The organism is Devosia elaeis, from assembly GCF_001650025.1.
Taxonomy (GTDB): domain Bacteria; phylum Pseudomonadota; class Alphaproteobacteria; order Rhizobiales; family Devosiaceae; genus Devosia; species Devosia elaeis.
This window is the reverse complement of the sequence record NZ_LVVY01000063.1, coordinates 15,636-32,577: the sequence shown is the minus strand read 5'-3', so window position 1 is coordinate 32,577 and position 16,942 is coordinate 15,636. Positions and strand designations below refer to the sequence as shown.

The 16,942-nt window shown below is 65.6% G+C and carries 12 protein-coding genes; 1 reads left to right on the top strand and 11 read right to left on the bottom strand.

Annotation, left to right across the window (positions count from 1 at the left end):
- Positions 1 to 45: 45 nt before the first annotated feature.
- Entirely contained in the window at positions 46 to 594 is a 549-nt protein-coding gene (locus A3840_RS03275) for a methyltransferase family protein (RefSeq protein WP_067451801.1), read from the top strand.
- 3 nt (positions 595 to 597) lie between these two features.
- On the opposite strand, the gene A3840_RS03270 is transcribed toward A3840_RS03275, so the two are convergent.
- The 11 genes from A3840_RS03270 to A3840_RS03220 form a co-directional block, all read right to left on the bottom strand.
- Entirely contained in the window at positions 598 to 981 is a 384-nt protein-coding gene (locus tag A3840_RS03270; protein ID WP_067451798.1) for a type II toxin-antitoxin system death-on-curing family toxin, read from the bottom strand.
- Positions 982 to 983: 2 nt separating this feature from the next.
- On the bottom strand, positions 984 to 1,223 hold the full coding sequence (locus A3840_RS03265; protein ID WP_067451795.1) for a type II toxin-antitoxin system prevent-host-death family antitoxin: 240 nt from the start codon (positions 1,221 to 1,223) through the stop codon (positions 984 to 986).
- Between the two features lie 108 nt (positions 1,224 to 1,331).
- The gene (locus tag A3840_RS03260) at positions 1,332 to 4,673 is read right to left on the bottom strand and encodes an efflux RND transporter permease subunit (protein WP_067451792.1); all 3,342 of its coding nucleotides are present in this window, start codon (positions 4,671 to 4,673) and stop codon (positions 1,332 to 1,334) included.
- Positions 4,674 to 4,684: 11 nt separating this feature from the next.
- Positions 4,685 to 5,908, bottom strand: a complete 1,224-nt coding sequence (locus A3840_RS03255; RefSeq protein WP_082903615.1) for an efflux RND transporter periplasmic adaptor subunit — start codon at positions 5,906 to 5,908, stop codon at positions 4,685 to 4,687.
- A gap of 16 nt (positions 5,909 to 5,924) precedes the next feature.
- Positions 5,925 to 6,473 carry a PadR family transcriptional regulator gene (locus A3840_RS03250; protein ID WP_067451786.1) on the bottom strand — a complete coding sequence of 183 codons (549 nt, stop codon included), beginning with the start codon at positions 6,471 to 6,473 and terminating at the stop codon, positions 5,925 to 5,927.
- 328 nt (positions 6,474 to 6,801) lie between these two features.
- A complete protein-coding gene (cysQ, locus tag A3840_RS03245) occupies positions 6,802 to 7,632 on the bottom strand; it encodes a 3'(2'),5'-bisphosphate nucleotidase CysQ (protein ID WP_067451783.1) in 831 nt (276 codons plus the stop codon).
- Positions 7,629 to 8,498, bottom strand: a complete 870-nt coding sequence (nadC, locus tag A3840_RS03240) for a carboxylating nicotinate-nucleotide diphosphorylase (protein ID WP_067451781.1) — start codon at positions 8,496 to 8,498, stop codon at positions 7,629 to 7,631. The genes cysQ and nadC overlap by 4 nt, the downstream gene beginning before the upstream one ends.
- Before the next feature lie 96 nt (positions 8,499 to 8,594).
- Positions 8,595 to 9,380 carry an SDR family oxidoreductase gene (locus A3840_RS03235; RefSeq protein ID WP_067451778.1) on the bottom strand — a complete coding sequence of 262 codons (786 nt, stop codon included), beginning with the start codon at positions 9,378 to 9,380 and terminating at the stop codon, positions 8,595 to 8,597.
- A 119-nt stretch (positions 9,381 to 9,499) separates the two neighbouring features.
- Positions 9,500 to 10,768, bottom strand: coding sequence for an AGE family epimerase/isomerase (locus A3840_RS03230; protein WP_109442273.1), 1,269 nt, complete (start codon positions 10,766 to 10,768; stop codon positions 9,500 to 9,502).
- A 261-nt stretch (positions 10,769 to 11,029) separates the two neighbouring features.
- Positions 11,030 to 11,977 (bottom strand): class 1 fructose-bisphosphatase, encoded by a 948-nt coding sequence (locus A3840_RS03225; RefSeq protein ID WP_067451771.1) that lies wholly within the window; start codon positions 11,975 to 11,977, stop codon positions 11,030 to 11,032.
- Positions 11,978 to 12,208: 231 nt separating this feature from the next.
- Positions 12,209 to 16,876: an NAD-glutamate dehydrogenase gene (locus A3840_RS03220; RefSeq protein ID WP_067451767.1), complete on the bottom strand. Its 4,668-nt coding sequence runs from the start codon at positions 16,874 to 16,876 to the stop codon at positions 12,209 to 12,211.
- Positions 16,877 to 16,942: the final 66 nt, after the last annotated feature.

Below are 16,942 nucleotides of genomic sequence, written 5' to 3'. Positions count from 1 at the left end.
GAAGGCGGCGTAGGGGCCAATGCGTGCTGCTGGGGGAATGAACGTATGGAATGGATACTGGACGGGCTGGTGACCCTGGTCGGCGGCGCGGTGGTCGGGGCCTATATCTGGTCGGTGCGCAATCATTTCGCGTCCGATGTCATGCCATCGGGGGCGCGGGTCATCGCCGCGGCCGTCACGGCATCGACCATCATCATGCTGGCGCTGACCTGGCTCGTGTCCCAGCCGCTTCCGGCCCAGCTTGCCGGGCTCGCCATCCAGCTCTTCAGCGTCTGGATTTTCTATGCGGCCATCCAGGCCTCGCGCCAGGCCAGGCTGCGCTTCGTCTTCGACCCCGAGCATCCCCATTCCCTGGTCGAGCAGGGGCCATACCGGCTCGTGCGGCACCCCTTCTACCTGTCTTACTCCGTTTTCTGGTTCGGCTGGGCCATAGCCACCTGGTCCATCTTCGCCATTCCGAGCGTGATCGTGCTCATCTGGCTCTACATCGCCGCCGCCCGGCTCGAGGAACGCAATTTCGAAGCGTCCCCGCTCTCGTCCGACTACGCGGCCTACAAGGCGCGCACAGGGTTCTTCCTGCCCGGGCTGGGGTGATCGCTACGGCTCAAAAGCGCGCGTATGGATGTGGAGCCAAGCCTCCAGCACATCCTTGCGAAAGGTGCCGGCCTCAAGGTTTTGGTAGATGAACCGCTCGATTTCATCGTTCTCGGCGCTCACATCGACCCCGTTGGTTTGCAGGAACAGTTCGAGGCAGGCATAGGCCACACGCTTGTTGCCATCGATGAAGCCATGGTTCATCGCCAGGCTTTCCCAGAGGGCAGCGGCTTCCTCGATCAAATCGGCATAATAGCCGGTCTGCGGGCGCAGCAGCGCGGCCTCGATCAATCCCGGATCGCGTATGCCCTTTGCGCCACCAAATTCGGCAAGCAGGATTTCATGGATGCGCAATGCTTCATCGAGAGTGATGTAGCTGATGGCCATGGCTATTTGGCCAGCGCTTCATAAAGCGATTTCCTGCGTTTCACGCTCCGCGACATCAGTTCCTCGATGGCCGGCCTGACCCTCGGGGCGCCCCCCGATGCCTGCAAAGCCGCATATTGCTCGGCCGACAGCACCACGGCCACGTCGCGGCCGTTCTTCTGGATGCGGACCGGCTCGGCCTGCGCCATGTCCAGCATCTGCCCGAACTTGTTCTTGGCGTCGGTAGCGGACATTTCGGCCATGATGGGCTCCTTTAGCTGAATTGGCTAAATACCTATATGGCCATTTTAGCTAAAAAGAAAAGGCCCGCATCGCTGCGGGCCTTTGGAAGGGCAGGGGACGGACCGGGCCTATTCGGCCGCATCCCTCCGGCTCACCACCGTGACGCCATTGGCCTCCTTTTCGGTCAGCCCGGCCTCCTTGGAGACGATATAGCGCTTGGCGCTGTCCGCATCCTCGGGCACTTCGATGGCCATGCCGTCGAAGCCGGCGGGCACGGCCACGGCCTTGCCGCGGCGGAAGGGGCTGGCGATCCAGCCGCCCAGGGCGCCGAACAAGCTGCCCAGCCAGCCGAACTGCTTCCGCATCACGGTCGGCGCGGTGATCATCACCGGCACCATCACCAGGGTCAGAGCGGTGGAGAAGAACAGGCCCGAAACCAAGGCGGCCGAGAGGTGGATGAACCAGGAGCCTGCCAGGCCCCCGATGACGATCTCGCGGCGGATGAAGTCGAATTCGACATTCGCCCACATCGGGATCACGCCCAGGGCCGTCAGGAACGCGGTCAGCAGCACCGGCCGCACGCGCTGGCTGACGGTCAGCAGCATGGCCTTCACGGCCTCCACGTCCTGGTGGCGATGGTAATCGTTATAGGTGTCGATCAGCACGATGCCGTTCTTCACCACGATACCGGCCAGCGCCACGATGCCCAGGCCCGTCATGATCGCCGAGAAGCTCATGCCCGTGGCCAGCATGCCGAGCAGCACGCCCGCCACCGACATGATCACGGTCGAGAGCGTCACCATCACCTGGTAGAAGCTGTTATATTCCAGCAGCAGGATGAAGAAGATCAGCGCCATGGCCATCATCATGGCCTGCCCGATAAAGGCATTGGCATCGCCCATCTGCTCCTCGGCGCCGCCAAAGGCTACAGTCACCGTCTGCGGGAAATCCTGCTCGGCGATCCAGCCCTGCAATTCCTGCACCTTGTCGGCGGCATAGACGCCTTCGGGCAGGTTGGTGAGGCTGGCCGCAACCGGCATCGTATAGACCTGGTTGCGCCGCTGGATATTGGCCACCTTGGGCACGGCCTTGCGCTCGATGAAGTTGGACACCGGCACCAGGCCCTCCGCCGTGGCGATCCGCATGGAATCGAGCGCGTCGAAAGTGCGCTCCTCCCGCGGCAGGCGCACGCGGATATCCAGCTCGTCGCCGCTTTCGGCGTCGCGATAGGTGCCCAGCTTCACGCCCGAGGTGATGAGCTGCACATAGGGCGCCAGTTCGCGCACCCCGACCCCATAGGTGCCCGCTTCGGCGCGATTGACGGTGATCTGCCAGTCGATGCCGGGCGAGGGGCGGCCATCTTCGATATCCACCGCTTCCGGCCAGGTTTCCAGGTGATTGCGGATCGCGGTCACCACCGGCACCAGGTCGTCGTAATTGGTGCTTTCCACCCGCAGGTTGATATCCTTGCCGGCCGGCGGGCCGTTCTCGGCCGCCAGCACCTGCACGTCGAGCCCGGCAAAGCCGGCCACCCGCTCGCGGATATCGGCGAAGATTTCCGTGGCAGGGACGCGATGGTTCCAATTGGTCAATTGCAGCTGGAAATTGCCGATCGTGTCGGGGGGCAGCGAGCCGAAGGCGCCGGTCGTGCCGAACTGCATGATCACGTCCTGGATGCCGTGCACCTGCAACAGCTGGTCCTCGACCTCCACCATCATGGCCCGGATTTCTTCGGGCGAATAATTGCCCCGTCCCACCACGGCCACCGTGGCGAATTCGGGTTCCGAGGCGGGGAAGGCCTCGGTGCCGGTGGGGTTCATCGAATAGGCCACGAAAATGGTGGCGATGATGCCGAAGCCCACCGCCAGCGTCGGCAGCGGCCAATGCAGCAGCTTGTCCATGATCCGGACATAGATGCCGGTCATCCCGGTCACCCTGGAGGTGTCGAACTTGTCCGGATACATCACCACGTCGGCCTTTTCCTTGGCCTTCTTGTCCACATGGGTGGAGGCGATGACCGAGCCGATGACGGGCATGAAGATCAGGGCCGAGATGAACGAGGCGACCATGACGATGATCACGATCATCGGCAGATAGCTCATGAATTTGCCGATAATGCCCGGCCAGAACAGCAGCGGCACGAAGGCGCCCAGCGTCGTGGCGGTGGCGCCCACCACCGGAATGAACATCTTGCGCATGGCCATGATGAAGGCTTCCCGCTTGGGCACGCCTTCCTGCAATTTTCGTTCGGCATATTCGACCACCACCACGGGGTCGTCCACCAGCACGCCCACCGCGATTACCAGTCCGAACATCACCATCATGTTGATGGTCATGCCCAGCGCGCTGGCAACCAGGAAGGCCATCATGAAGGACAGCGGAATGGACAGGCCGATCATCAGCGCGGGGCGCACGCCCAGCGTTGCGATACAGGTGATCAGCACCAGCGCCACCGCGGTCAGCACCGCCGCTTCCAGCGAGCGGAACAGGGCGGTGGTGGTCTCGGCCTGGTCGAGGAAGAAGGAATAGGTCACGCCCGAGGGCCAGTCCTTGGCCGCTTCCTCGGTGGTGGCGCGCACCTTGTCGGACACGTCGATGATATTGGTGCCCAGCTTCTTGGAGATGCCCAGGATCAGGGCAGGGGAGCCATTGACCTGCGTATATTCGGTCGCATCCGCCAGGGTGCGGGTGATCGTGGCCACCTGGCCGAAAGTGACGATGGTGTTGCCATCGGTCTTGAGCGGCAGGTTATAGACGTCCTCGGGATTGGTGATCAGGCCCGGAACCTCGATATTGAACGAGCCCTGTCCGGTATTGAGCGTGCCGGCCGGCACCACCATGTTGTTGCGGGCCAGCGCGTCGAGAAGCTGGTTGGCGGTCAGCCCATAGGCTTCCAGCCGCAGCAGGTCGATGCGGACTTCCAGCTGCTCCTTGCGGGCGCCCGACAGGGTAGCCTCGCGCACCTCGGCAATGCCCTCCAGCGCGTCCTGCAACTGCTCGGCGCGGCGCACCAGTTCCTTTTCCGGGGCCGAGCCATAGACGGCCACCGAGATGATCGGCATGCCGACGAGATCGATTTCGTTGACCGTGGGATCGTCGGCATCGGCGGGGAGCTTGGCCTTCACCGCATCCATGCGCGCGCGCGTATCCTGCAGCGCCTTGTCCTTGTCGGTGTTGATGTCGAATTCCAGGAACACCGAGGCATGCCCGGTGGTGGAGGTCGAGCTGATATTCTGCAGCCCCGGCAGGTTGGCCAGTTCCTCCTCGGCCGGCTTGGCCAAGAGGTTCTCCGCGTCGCGCGGCGACACGCCCGTCTGGCTGATCGACACATAAAGATAGGGCACGTCGATGGCCGGGAAGCTTTCCTTGGGCATCGACATATAGGCGCTGGCGCCGGCCGCCAGGATGATCACCATGATCGTCAGGACGACACGCGGCATCCTGAGGATTCGTTCGATGAAATCGAGCATCTGGGAAATCCCTAGCTGGCACTGGTTGCGGTGGCGGGGGCGGCCGGGCTGGCTTCAACATGCTGCCCGGCCGTTACATTTTCCTGGCCGATGGTGATGACCTCGATGCTGGCCGGCAGCCCGGTCACCCAGACGCCGTTCCGCGTGTCGCTGACGATGGTGATCGGATAGAAGGCCACCACGCCGTTCTCCACCGCGCGCACCCCCAGCACCCCATCGTCGTCCAGCGTCAGGACAGATTGTGGCAGCAGGTGCCCCGGCGCGGTGCCGATATTGACCACGGCCTCGGCGGTCACCCCGTCGCGGATGGCGAAATCGTCATTGGGAATTTCGATCTCGGCGCGGAAGGCGCGGGTGGCATTGTCGGCTACCGAGGCAATATAGGTCACCTTGCCTTCGACATTCTGGCCGGTCACGGTCTTGATATTGGCGGTCAGCCCCGTCTTCGCCAGGGCGACATGGGCCTCGGGCACCATGCCGGTAAAGACGATGGGGTTGAGCTGCACGATGGTGGCGCAGGGCGAGCCTGGGTTCAGCATCGAGCCGGCCACGGCCACCGGGTCCTGCACCAGCCCGTCCACCTTGGCCTTGATCTCGGTACGATCCATTTCCGCCTTGGCATTGTCGAGCCCGGCCTGGGCCTGGGCCAGCGCCACTTCTTCGGCTTTGGCGCTGTTGGGCGCGGCAAGCCCGCGCTCACGCAGGTCGGCATTGGTGTTGAAGCTCAATTGCGCCTGCGCCAGCGCTGCTTCGGCCTGAGCCAATGCAGCGGCGCGGGTGCCCTGGTCCAGCGTGCAGAGCAGGTCGCCGGCACTGACGCGCTGGCCCTTGGCGACATGCACCACATCGACGCTGGCTGTAATCTCGGCCACCGCGGTCACGGTCGCCTTGGCCTCGGTGCGGCCGCGCAGCGGCACTTCGATTGGCATGGGCTGGGCGGTGAAGACCTGGGTGCGCACGCTTTGCAGTGGCGCGCCGGCGCCGATCGTGACCTCGTTGCGCTGGGCTATGGTCAGCGCCGGGTCCACCTCGGGCTGATGGTGCTCGGCCAGAAGCCCGGCATCGCCGAGCGCATTGGCGATCGGCCCGTGCTCTTCGCCCTCGATGACCGAGATGATCGGCCGCTCGCCATTGCCCGGTCCCTGGCCACCCTGGACCAGGGTGCCGGTTGCCAGCCATGCGCCCGCCAGCAGCAGGATCACAAAGGCCAGTCCATAGGAAAACACTGCACGCATCGGAAGATCTCGCCCCTTATTCCGCCGCGTCCTTACGCGGCTCGGCTCGCGCCATTGTGATCAGTTCGTGCATATGGGTGCGGAAATGTCGCTCCGCAACCTCCAGCACCGCATGACCGTAATCGATGACCCACTTGTCGGCGGGATTGCACTCGTATCGGCCCCCAGCATCCTTGAGTTGCTGAAGCTTGCCGGCGGTACGGCTCAGGAATTCGGCGCAGCGCTGCTCCACCAATTCGCGCGGCAGGATATGGGCAAAGCGCGCGAACAGCAGGAACGGGCTGCGGAACATGTCTTCGCCCAGGGGCTCGGCCAATTGCTCGGCAAAAGCCTGCCGCCCCGCATTGGTGATCGAATAGACCTTGCGCGCCGGCTTGCCGTCCTGCTGCTCGGTCCGGCTCGTCACCAGGCCGTCCTCTTCGAGCTTGCCCAGGGCCGGATAGATCGAGCCATAGCTGGCCTCCACGAAATAGGCGAATTCCTCTTCCGTGCACATCCGGCGAATATCGTAACCGCTCGCTTCCCCATTATAGAGGATCGAGAGGCAAAGCGTTCTGACGTTCATCGACCTTTCCCACGGGCATATGACGGCCCGATATATGTCGGGCCTATATATGTCGGCCGATCACGCTGCAAGCGATACGAGCGTGGCAATTATGCAGATCAGTTAAGCGCTGGTTGCAGAACGGCAGCTTAGGCCGCCATTTTCCGGGCGAGAGCCCCGCTTTCTCGCAAGGCAGGTGCGACAAAAACACCTAGGCTGGGCTGTCTTTCAGTAGACCTCATCCTGAGCCCGTCGAAGGACGGGGTCGCGGCACCATCTCGTTCCCGACCTCGTGGTTTGACAGGCTCACCATGAGGTCTTCTGGACTCGGATCCCCTCGCTAATCTGCCTATCCCAGCAGCACACGCATCTCGGCCGCGGCCTTCTGCGCCAGCTCCATGCTGGCGGCGGCAACGAAATAGGGATTGAGGAAACCCAGTTCGCCCTTGCCGTAGCGCATCGGTGCGCCGTCCAGGGTGACGACTGCGCCGCCCGCCGCTTCAAGCACGGCCTGGCCGGCGGCGGTATCCCATTCGCAAGTCGGGGTAAAGCGCGGGTAAAGCTGGGCATCCCCCCGCGCCAGCAGGCAGAATTTGAGCGAGGAGCCGACCGACACGTCGCTTTCGACGTCCAGCGTGCGGCAGAGCTGTTCCAGCGCTTCATGGCCATGCGAGCGGCTGGCCACGATGCGCAACCGCTCCAGCCAGCCGACGCTGATCGGGGCCCGCCCGGTCACCACGCCGTCCACGACCTTGCCGGCCCAGGCGCCACCGGCATCGCCGACGAAGATTTCCCCGCTCGCGGGCGCCAACACCACGCCCATCACCGGACGGCCCTGGTCCACCAGGCCGATATTGACGGTGAACTCGCCATTACGCTTGATGAATTCCTTGGTGCCGTCCAGCGGATCGACGATGAAATAGCGCTCGCCCAGCACCGGCACGATGCCGGCCGCGACGCTCTCCTCCCCCAGAACCGGCAGTCCGCTGGCCTTGAGATGGGCGATGATGACCGCCTCGGCCGCAGCATCGGCTTCCGTCACCGGCGAGCCGTCATCCTTGGTCACCACGTGGATCGGCCGGTGATAGACCGCGCAGATCACCTCGGCTGCCGCGATAGCGGCCTCCACCGCCAGTTCGGTGAGCGAGGCGGCGGGAAGCCCGGCCTGTGTCAGGGTCATTTGCGCCCGCCGATGGTCACGTCCAGCCCCAGGTCCAGCGGCTTGGCGCCCATGGTGATCTGGCTGGTGGAAATATAGTCGACGCCGGTTTCCCCGATGGAGCGCACCCGATCCAGCTTCACCCCGCCCGAGGCTTCGAGCCGCGCCCGCCCGGCATTGATGGCCACGGCCTGGCGCAGCGTCTCGTTGTCCATATTGTCGAGCAGCACGATCCGCGCGCCGGCGGCGAGCGCTTCTTCGAGCTCGGCAAGACTGCCCACCTCGATCTCGATGGCCACCAGGTGCCCGGCAAAGGCCTCCGCCGCCTTGTAGGCCGCCGTGACGCTGCCGGCCACCGCGATATGATTGTCCTTGATCAGAATGGCGTCGTTGAGCGCATAGCGATGATTGGCGCCGCCCCCGCAGCGCACCGCGTATTTCTCGAAGGCGCGCAGGCCCGGCGTGGTCTTGCGCGTGTCGCAGATCCGCGCGCCCGTGCCCTCGACCGCATCGGCATAGGTCCGCGTCAATGTCGCGATCCCGCTCAGATGATTGAGGAAATTGAGCGCCACCCGCTCGCCCGACATCACCAGTCGCGCCGGGCCCGACACCGCAGCCACCACGCCGCCGGCCGCGATCCTGTCGCCATCGGCCACTTTCGGCACGAAATTGACGCCGTCGCCCACCAGCCGGAACGCCGCCGCCGCCAGCTCCAGCCCGGCGATTACGCCCGGCTCCCGCGCCGACAACGTTGCTTCCGCCCAGGCATCGGGCAGGAGGGTCGCCTGGCTGGTCAGGTCGCCGGCCAGCCCCAGATCTTCTTCCAGCGCGGCGGCGACCGCGCGTTCGATCAAGAGGCGCGGCAATTGGGCGGGCAGGGCATTCATGGCGGCTCACCGGCTCGGACAGGGATGCCGGTGCTTTACGCCGCGATACCGGCGCTGGCAACCGCTCCGCGAGGCATGGATTTGCGGCGGAAGCGTCTAGCGCAACAAACTCTGCCCCCCGTCGATCCACACCGGTGTGCCGGTCACATGCCGCGCCGCATCCGAACACAGGAACACGATGACATCGGCCACGTCGGCCGCCTTGCCGCTCTTGCCGCCGGTCAGCGGAATGTCGCCCTCGGGAAATTCCACCGGAATGCCCGCCTTGTCGCTGTCGCGCTTCTCGGTATTGTCGTCGATCTGGCTCTCGATGGCCCCCGGGCACACGGCATTGACGCGGATTTTCCGTTGCCCCAGCTCCAGCGCCAATTGCTGGGCCATGGCCACCTGCGCCGCCTTGGTGGCCGAATAGGCGCTGGCGCCGGGCGTGCTGAAACTGCGCGTGCCATTGATCGAGGAGACGATGACGATCGAGCCGCCCCCCGCCTGTTCCAGCGCCGGCACGCTGTGATGGATAGTGAGATAGGTGCCCCGCAGATTGACCGAAATGGTCTTGTCCCATTCCTCGGGCGTCAGCGTTTCGATGGGCGCCCAGACCCCGTTGATCCCGGCATTGGCCACCACGGCGTCGAGCCGGCCGAAGCGCTCGATGCCCTCGGCCACCAGCTTTTTCATCGCCGCGTCATCGGTGACATCCGCCGTCGCCGCCCAGGCCCGGCCGCCTGCCTGCTCGATTTCGGCCGCCGTCGCCTCGACTTCCGCCTGGGTCCGGCTCATCACGATCAGCGCCGCGCCCTCCCGCGCCAGCGCCAGGGCCGTCGCCTTGCCGATGCCCGATCCCGCGCCCGTCACCAGCGCCACCTTGCCGTCCAGTAAAGCCATGCCTGTTCTCCGTGTTGCTGGAGGAGCAACGCGGGAGCCGGGCAATGGTTGTCGCCGGCAGGCGCACCTCTCCCTTTGGGGGAGAGGTCGGCGCGAAGCGCCGGTGAGGGGGCCTTCCCCTAGTAGCGCGGCCCCAGATCGTCCCCCTCGATGATCGCCCGGGTCAGGCTGCCGCTGGGCGGATAGAGCGGGATCAGGCAGGCCTGCAGCGCATGATAGATGTCCGGCTTGCCCACGAAGAGCCGCGAGGTCGGCGTCAGGTCTTCCTTGAGCTCGCTGGTCCAGCCGCCGCGCTCGTGATCGATCACGTGGTTCTCGGCAAAGTCCCAGAGCCGGCGATACCAATGCTGGTAATAGGCGTCCTTGTCATAGGCGCCGATAAAGGCCGCCGCGCCGATGGCCTCGGCCACCGGCCACCACAGCTTCTCGCGCATGATCGGCTGGTTGTCCCAGTCCAGCGTGTAGAAAAAGCCGCCATGCACCTTGTCCCAGCCCAGGTCGATGGCGTTGCGGAACAGGCCCCGCGCCGCCTCGGTCATCCAGCCATGTTCCTTGCGGCCCAGCACGAAGAGCTGGAACAGCAGGCGCGACCATTCCAGCGCATGGCCCGGCGTCGTGCCGGAGGGGCGGAACATTTCCGAGCCCTTGAAGTCCTTGTCGAGGCTCCAGTCCTCGTGGAAATGCTCGGCCACCCGATGGTCGAGCTGGACGGCATTGCGCCTTATGATCAGGTCGGCAATGCGCGTCGCCTTGGCGATATACTCGTTCTGCCCCGTCGCCTCATAGGCGGCCATCAGCGCCTCCGTCAGGTGCATGTTGGAATTCTGCCCCCGATAGGTGCTGGTCTGCCCCCAATCATTGGCGAATTCCTCGCGCACCGCGCCCACCTTCTTGTCCCAGAACCGGGTCTCGATCACCTCGGTGACGTCGGCGATCACCCTGTCGGCCAGCGGGTGGTTCACCAGCTTGGCGCTGGCCCCGGCCAGCAGCACGAAGGCATGGCCATAGGCCTGCTTGCTGGGATCGGTATAGCCATTGTCGTCCAGGCCCCAGACATAGCCGCCATGTTGGGGATCGCGATGCTTTTCCCACAGATAGCGCATGCCATGGTCGATCACCTCGTCCGAGCCGGGCCGGCCCAGCAGGCTCCCGATCACCGCGCAATGGATCATGCGCGTCGTGACATGGATTTGCCGAACGGCATTGTCGGGCTTGAGCGGGCTGCCCTCGTCGCTCAATTCGTAGAACCCGCCCCGGGGATTGATCGAGGCGGCCTCGAAGAAGTCGAACAGATTATTGGCCTGCCGCATCAGATATTGCCGGTGGAAGGGTCGCGCCTGCCACGGCCCGGCATTGGTCTTCGGCAAGGAATAGTCGGCGTCGCTCATCTTGGCTCCCATCGGCGCGATATGGGATGCTTTCTAGCGAAGCCAAAAGAACGTTGCAAATTTTGAGGCGGTCTAGGCTGCCATAGTTTTGCTTTGGCACGCGCAACGATCTCGGTTCTTTGCCCCCTCCCCCTTGAGGGGAGGGCCGGGGTGGGGGTGGTGCGGTGATCTACTGATGGACCCCCACCCTCATTCCCTCCCCTCAAGGGGGAGGGAGGCGATGGAGCCGCCAAATCGAGAAGTCCGATATGCCTCCTCTCACTATCCCCGCGCGTACCAGTCCTCCACCCGCTTCACTTCCTCCGCCGATCCCAGGATCACCGGCACCCGCTGGTGAATTCCCGTCGGCTGCACGCTCAATATGCCCTGCCGCCCGGTAGTCGAACGCCCGCCGGCGCCCTCCACCAGCCAGGCCATGGGATTGGCCTCGTAGAGCAGCCGCAGCCGCCCGCCCTTGCTCGCGGTCTCGCGGTCCAGCGGATAGAGGAAAATGCCGCCGCGCATCAGGATGCGGTGGATATCGGCCACCATCGAGCCCACCCAGCGCATATTGTAGCGCTTGCCGGCCGGCCCGGTCTCGCCGGCCACGCTCTCCTGCACGTAGCCGAGCGTCGGCGCGTCCCAGAACCGTTCCCGCGCCGTATTGATGGCGAATTCCCCCGATGCTTCCGGCACCGCCGCGGCGGCGACGGTCAGCAGCCATTGCCCGTCATCGGCCAGGGTGAAGACGCTCGTGGGCCCCGCGATGCGCAGCACCAGGCTGGTGGCCGGGCCATAGGCGACATAGCCCGCCGCCAATTGCGCGCTGCCCTTCTGCAACGGCCCGCCATCGGCCGGCAGCAGCGAAAAAATCGTGCCCACGGTGACATTTACGTCGAGATTTGAAGATCCGTCCAAGGGATCGGTGGCGACAATCACCGCGCCCTGACTCGAGATGTCAACGGCTTCATCCAGCTCTTCGGAAACCAGAATCGATACTGCCGGATTTGCCCGTAAGTGATTCAAAACAATATCGTTCGAGATCACGTCGAGCGCCTTCTGCGCCTCACCCTGCACATTGGTCGCCCCCGCCAGCCCCGTCTGCCCGGCAATCGGCGCCTGGCGCAGCACGGCCGCGATTTCCGCCCCCGCCGCCGCCATGGCGGTGATCACCCCGGCAATGTTCGCGTCATCGGTCTGGGCGGCAAGCCATTGGGACAGATTGGTCATGGAGGGCTCCTTCTTGTGTCCCCAATCTCCTCATGTGGATCAACCATACAAGAGCGACTTTCGGGGGAGGACCCTCACCCGTCTCGGCCTTCGGCCGATCCACCCTCTCCCCGAGGGGGAGAGGAATAAGAGGCGAACGCAGAACCATTCTTCTCCCCCTCGGGGAGAAGGTGCCCGGAGGGCGGATGAGGGGGATGCCGCCACACGCTCACAAATGGCAGCAAGGCTTCCTCACCCCTCCCGCGCCAGATCGGCCAGCAACCCCGCCGCGACGCTCAGTCGCGACACGGTCAGCCCGCCTTCCGTAAGCGTCTTCACCGCGGCCACGCTCCGCGCCACGGCGACGGAGCGCTGTGCCACCAGGTCGTCCACCGAGCCGGCCGCCAGCGCGTCGGCCGTCAGGTCGCGGAGGGCCCGCATCACATTGGCCATGGCGCGGTCCAGCGCCATGCGGTCGAAGCGGTCGCTCATGACGATGGCGCGGCCCCCCGCGATGACGCGGAACAGGTCGAACAGGCCGGCCACCCCGAAATAGGCGCGCGCCGTCTGTTCGAGGCTGTTGCCGCTGCGCTCGGCCACCAGCACGATATCGCTGCTATGGCCCAGGAACGGCAATTCGCCGATCCGCCGCGCCAGGGCCTCGGGCACGCCGGCTTCCACTAATTCGCCGATCCGGCTGTCCAGCTCAGCCCTTTGTTCGGCGGGCAGCAGCCCCTCGGCCGCGCGCAATCCCTCCACGCCCTGCCGGTGCCGCTCGACCAATCCCGCCAGCCCCTCGCGGACCGTGCTGTTGCGCAGGAACCAGAGTGTTTCCTGCCGCAGCAGCGCTTCAACCTGCGCATAGAGCGACAATTGCACCGCCCCCGAAACCCGGCCGTCCAGCGCGTCTATCCCGGCATTGAGCGCGCTCAGCCCATAGGAATCGCGCACCGCGGCAAAGGCCAGCGCTACTTCGCCCGGGCTGGCGCTGGTCGCCGCCGTCAACTCGGAAATGAAGGCCGGGCCGCCGCGATTGATCATGGCATTGGTCAGCACCGTGGCGATGATTTCGCGCCGCAGGCGATGGCCTTCCACCGCCTCGGGATAGCTCGCGTGGATCGGCTCGGGGAAATAGCGGAACAATTCGCTGGCGAGATAGGGATCGTCGATTTCCGTCCCGGCCAGCAAATCGTCGAACAGCGTCAGCTTGGCATAGGCCAGGATCACGGCCAGTTCCGGCCGCGTCAGCCCCTTGCCTTCGGCGGCCCGCGCATCGAGCGTGGCGTCGCTAGGCAGGAATTCGACATTGCGGTCGAGAAGGCCCCGCGCTTCCAGCCCTTCGATCAGCACCCGATGGTCGGGCAATTCGGCCACGCCCGCCCGCTCGGCCAGCGACAGCGCCAGGGTCTGAAGATAATTGTTGCGCAGGCACAAGGCCGCCACGTCCCCGGTCATGCCGGCGAGGAAGGCATTGCGCGCCGCCATGTCCAGCCGGCCCGACGCGACGACGGGCGCCAGCGCGATCTTGATATTGACCTCGAGGTCGGAGGAATTGACGCCGGCCGAATTATCGATGGCGTCGGTATCGATCCGCCCGCCCTTGAGCGCATAGGCGATGCGGCCGCGCTGCGTCACGCCCAGATTGGCGCCTTCGCCCACCACCTTGGCCCGCACCGCCTCGGCAGCGACGCGGATGGCGTCATTGGCCCGGTCGCCCACATTGGCATCGTCTTCCTCGGCGGCCTTGATATAGGTGCCGATGCCGCCGAACCAGAGCAGGTCCACCGGCGCGCAGAGAATGGCCCGCATCACTTCCGCCGGATTGGCCGCGTCCTTGTCCAGACCCAGCAGGGCCTGCATTTCCGTACTGAGCGGAATGGATTTGGCCGCCCGCGAAAAGACGCCGCCGCCCTTGGAGATCAGGCTTTTGTCGTAGTCCTGCCAGCTGGAGCGGGGCAGGGCGAAGAGCCGCTGCCGCTCGGCGAAGCTGGTCGCCGCGTCCGGTGCGGGATCGATGAAGATATCCCGATGGTCGAAAGCCGCCACCAGTCGGATTTCGCCGCTCAGCAGCATGCCATTGCCGAACACGTCCCCGCTCATGTCGCCCACGCCGGCCACGCTGAACGGCTCGCTCTGGATGTCGCGGTCCATCTCGCGGAAATGCCGCTTCACCGCCTCCCAGCCGCCCCGCGCGGTAATGCCCATCTTCTTGTGGTCATAGCCGGCCGAGCCGCCCGAGGCGAAGGCATCGCCCAGCCAGAAGCCGCGGCTCGTGGCCAGCCCATTGGCGATGTCCGAAAAGCTCGCCGTGCCCTTGTCCGCCGCCACCACCAGATAGGGATCGTCCCCATCCCGCCGCACCACATTGTCCGGCGGCACTATGGCGCCCTCGACCAGGTTGTCGGTAACGTCCAGCAGCGCGCCGATGAAGATTTTGTAGCTTTCCGTGCCTTCCGCCATGAAGGCGTCGCGCGGCATGCCGGCGCTGAGCCTTTTGGGCACGAAGCCGCCCTTGGCGCCCACCGGCACGATCACCGCGTTCTTCACCTGCTGCGCCTTGACCAGGCCCAGCACTTCGGTGCGGAAATCCTCCGGCCGGTCCGACCAGCGGATGCCGCCGCGCGCAATGGCGCCGAAGCGCAGGTGTACCCCTTCCACGCGCGGCGAATAGACCGAGATTTCCCGATAGGGCCGGGGCTCGGCCATGCCGTCCACGGCAGCACTGTCGAACTTGATCGCCAGGGCCGGCCGCCGCCCGCCCTCGGCATCGCGCTGCCAGGCATTGGTGCGCAGCGCCGCCTCGATCAGGTTCTGGAACCGCCGCACGATATTGTCCTCGTCCAGCGAGGAGATTTGCTCCAGCTCCACGGCGATGGCGGCCCGTGCCGCCTCCGCCCGCTGCGCGCCATCGGGCAGGGCGGGATTGTGCAGCGCCTCGAACAGCGCCACCAGCGCCTGGGCCGCCCGCTTCTGCGTCACCAGCACCCGCGCCAGGTAGCGCTGCGAATAGGAAATCCCGATCTGCCGCAGATAGCGCGACAGCGCCCGCAGCAGCGCCGCCTCGTTCCAGTCCAGCCCCGCCAGGGTCACCAGGCTATTGAGCTGGTCGCTCTCGGCATCCCCGCGCCATACGGCCGACAGCCCCGCCTCGATGGCGGCTGCGCGCGCCAGAACCTCGTCCATGCCGCCCTCGCCCAGGTCCAGCACCATGTCGTGCAGGTAGCGCTCCACCCCGTCGCGGGGCACCAGCGTATAGGTGCGTTCGTCGATCACCTGGAAGCCGAAATTCTCCAGCACCGGCACGCGCTCGCTCAGCGGAATGGCCGTACCCTCGTGATAGACCTTGAGGCTCAATCCGCCATCGGCGCCGCTGCGCGCCCCCAGGCGCAGGCCGATCCCGTCCGCCTCCAGCCCCTGGAAGATGGCGATGTCCGCCAGCGCCTCGGCCACGCCGTTGCGGCTCTGATAGGCCGGCGAAAAGGCCTGCCGCCAATCGCTGATCAGCCCCGGCTCGGGCGCGGCGGCGGCCAGCATGTCGGCGAAATCCCGCGTCAGCGCCTCGACGCCCGCTTCCAGTTCCCGCCGTTCCGGTCGCGGCGTCGGCCCGCCATTGCGCCCGATGATCACATGCAGCCGCACCAATTCCCCCTCGGGGAAATGCGGATAGAAGGCCGAGACGCGCCCGTCATAGATTTCGGCGAGATAGCGCGTGATCCGCGCCCGCACGGCGCCGTCATATTTGTCGCGCGGCACATAGACCAGCACCGAGACGAAATTGTCGAACCGGTCGATGCGCGGCAGCACCCGCACGCGCGGCCGGTCATAGAGCCCGGCAATGGCCTCGGCGAATTCGCCCAATTGCCCGGCCTCGATCTGGAACAATTCGTCGCGCGGATAGCCGTCCAGCGCCCCCAGCAGCGTGCGCCCGGCATGGCCCAGTGGATCGACGCCCGAGCGCCGCATCACCTCGGCGATCTTCTTGCGGATGATGGGCACGTCGGTATGCGGCGCCACCAGCGCCTGCGCCGTATAGAGCCCCACCACGCGCAATTCCCCGCGCGCCTGCCCGTCCGGCCCGAACAGCTTGATGCCGACATAATCCATATGCACGCGCCGATGCACCCGGGCGCGGATATTGGCCTTGGTCACCAGCAGCGGCTCCTTGCCCTTGGCGAAAGCCACCAGTTCGGGCGTGCTGTCCACATATTCGGCGCCGCTGCGCACCACCTTGAGCTGCTCGTCGCGCAATATGCCCAGCCCCGAGCCGGCCACCGGCGTCAGCGCCGCATTTTCCAGGCGATATTCGCGCAGGCCCAGAAAGGTGAAATTGTGCCCGATCAGCCAGTCGAGGAAGCTCAGCGCCTCCTCGCGCTGGCCCGTGGGAGCGGCGGTCAGGCCGGCCATGGCGCCCTGCACGCGCTCCAGCATGGCCTGCCAGTCCCGCGTCGCCCAGGTCACGTCCTGCAGGGTGGCGCGCAATTCGGCCACCAGGGCGTCGATATCGGCGATGGGGGCGCTATGGATATGCAGCACGCTCATCGCCACGCCGCCGGCGCCGACCCGCCCATCGGCCACATGCACCACCGGGTGCGCGAACAGCCGGATCGCCCCGCCCATGGCGCGCAACGCGGCCAGGGCGCTGTCGACGATGAAGGGCATGTCGGGGCAGATGATGTCGAGCACCAGCGCATCGCCGGGCGCCGCGGCCGGCGTGGCATAGATCCGCGTCTGCTCCAGCGGGCCTTCCACCAGCCGTTCATGGCTGCGCCGCAAAGCCGCGATCAGCGTCTTTTCATCCTGCCGCGCCAGGTCGTCGGGGTCGATGGCGGCAATGGCCTGCTTCAGGAAGCGCCGCAGGCTCTCATCCGCCGCCCCGGCCTCGATTCCCGCCAGAAACCGCGCCGTCACCATGTCCGTCATGCCATGCTCCCTGAATCGCTGCCGGCAAGTCTAGGCCGGGACCTGTGACAAAGCCACTTCAACCCA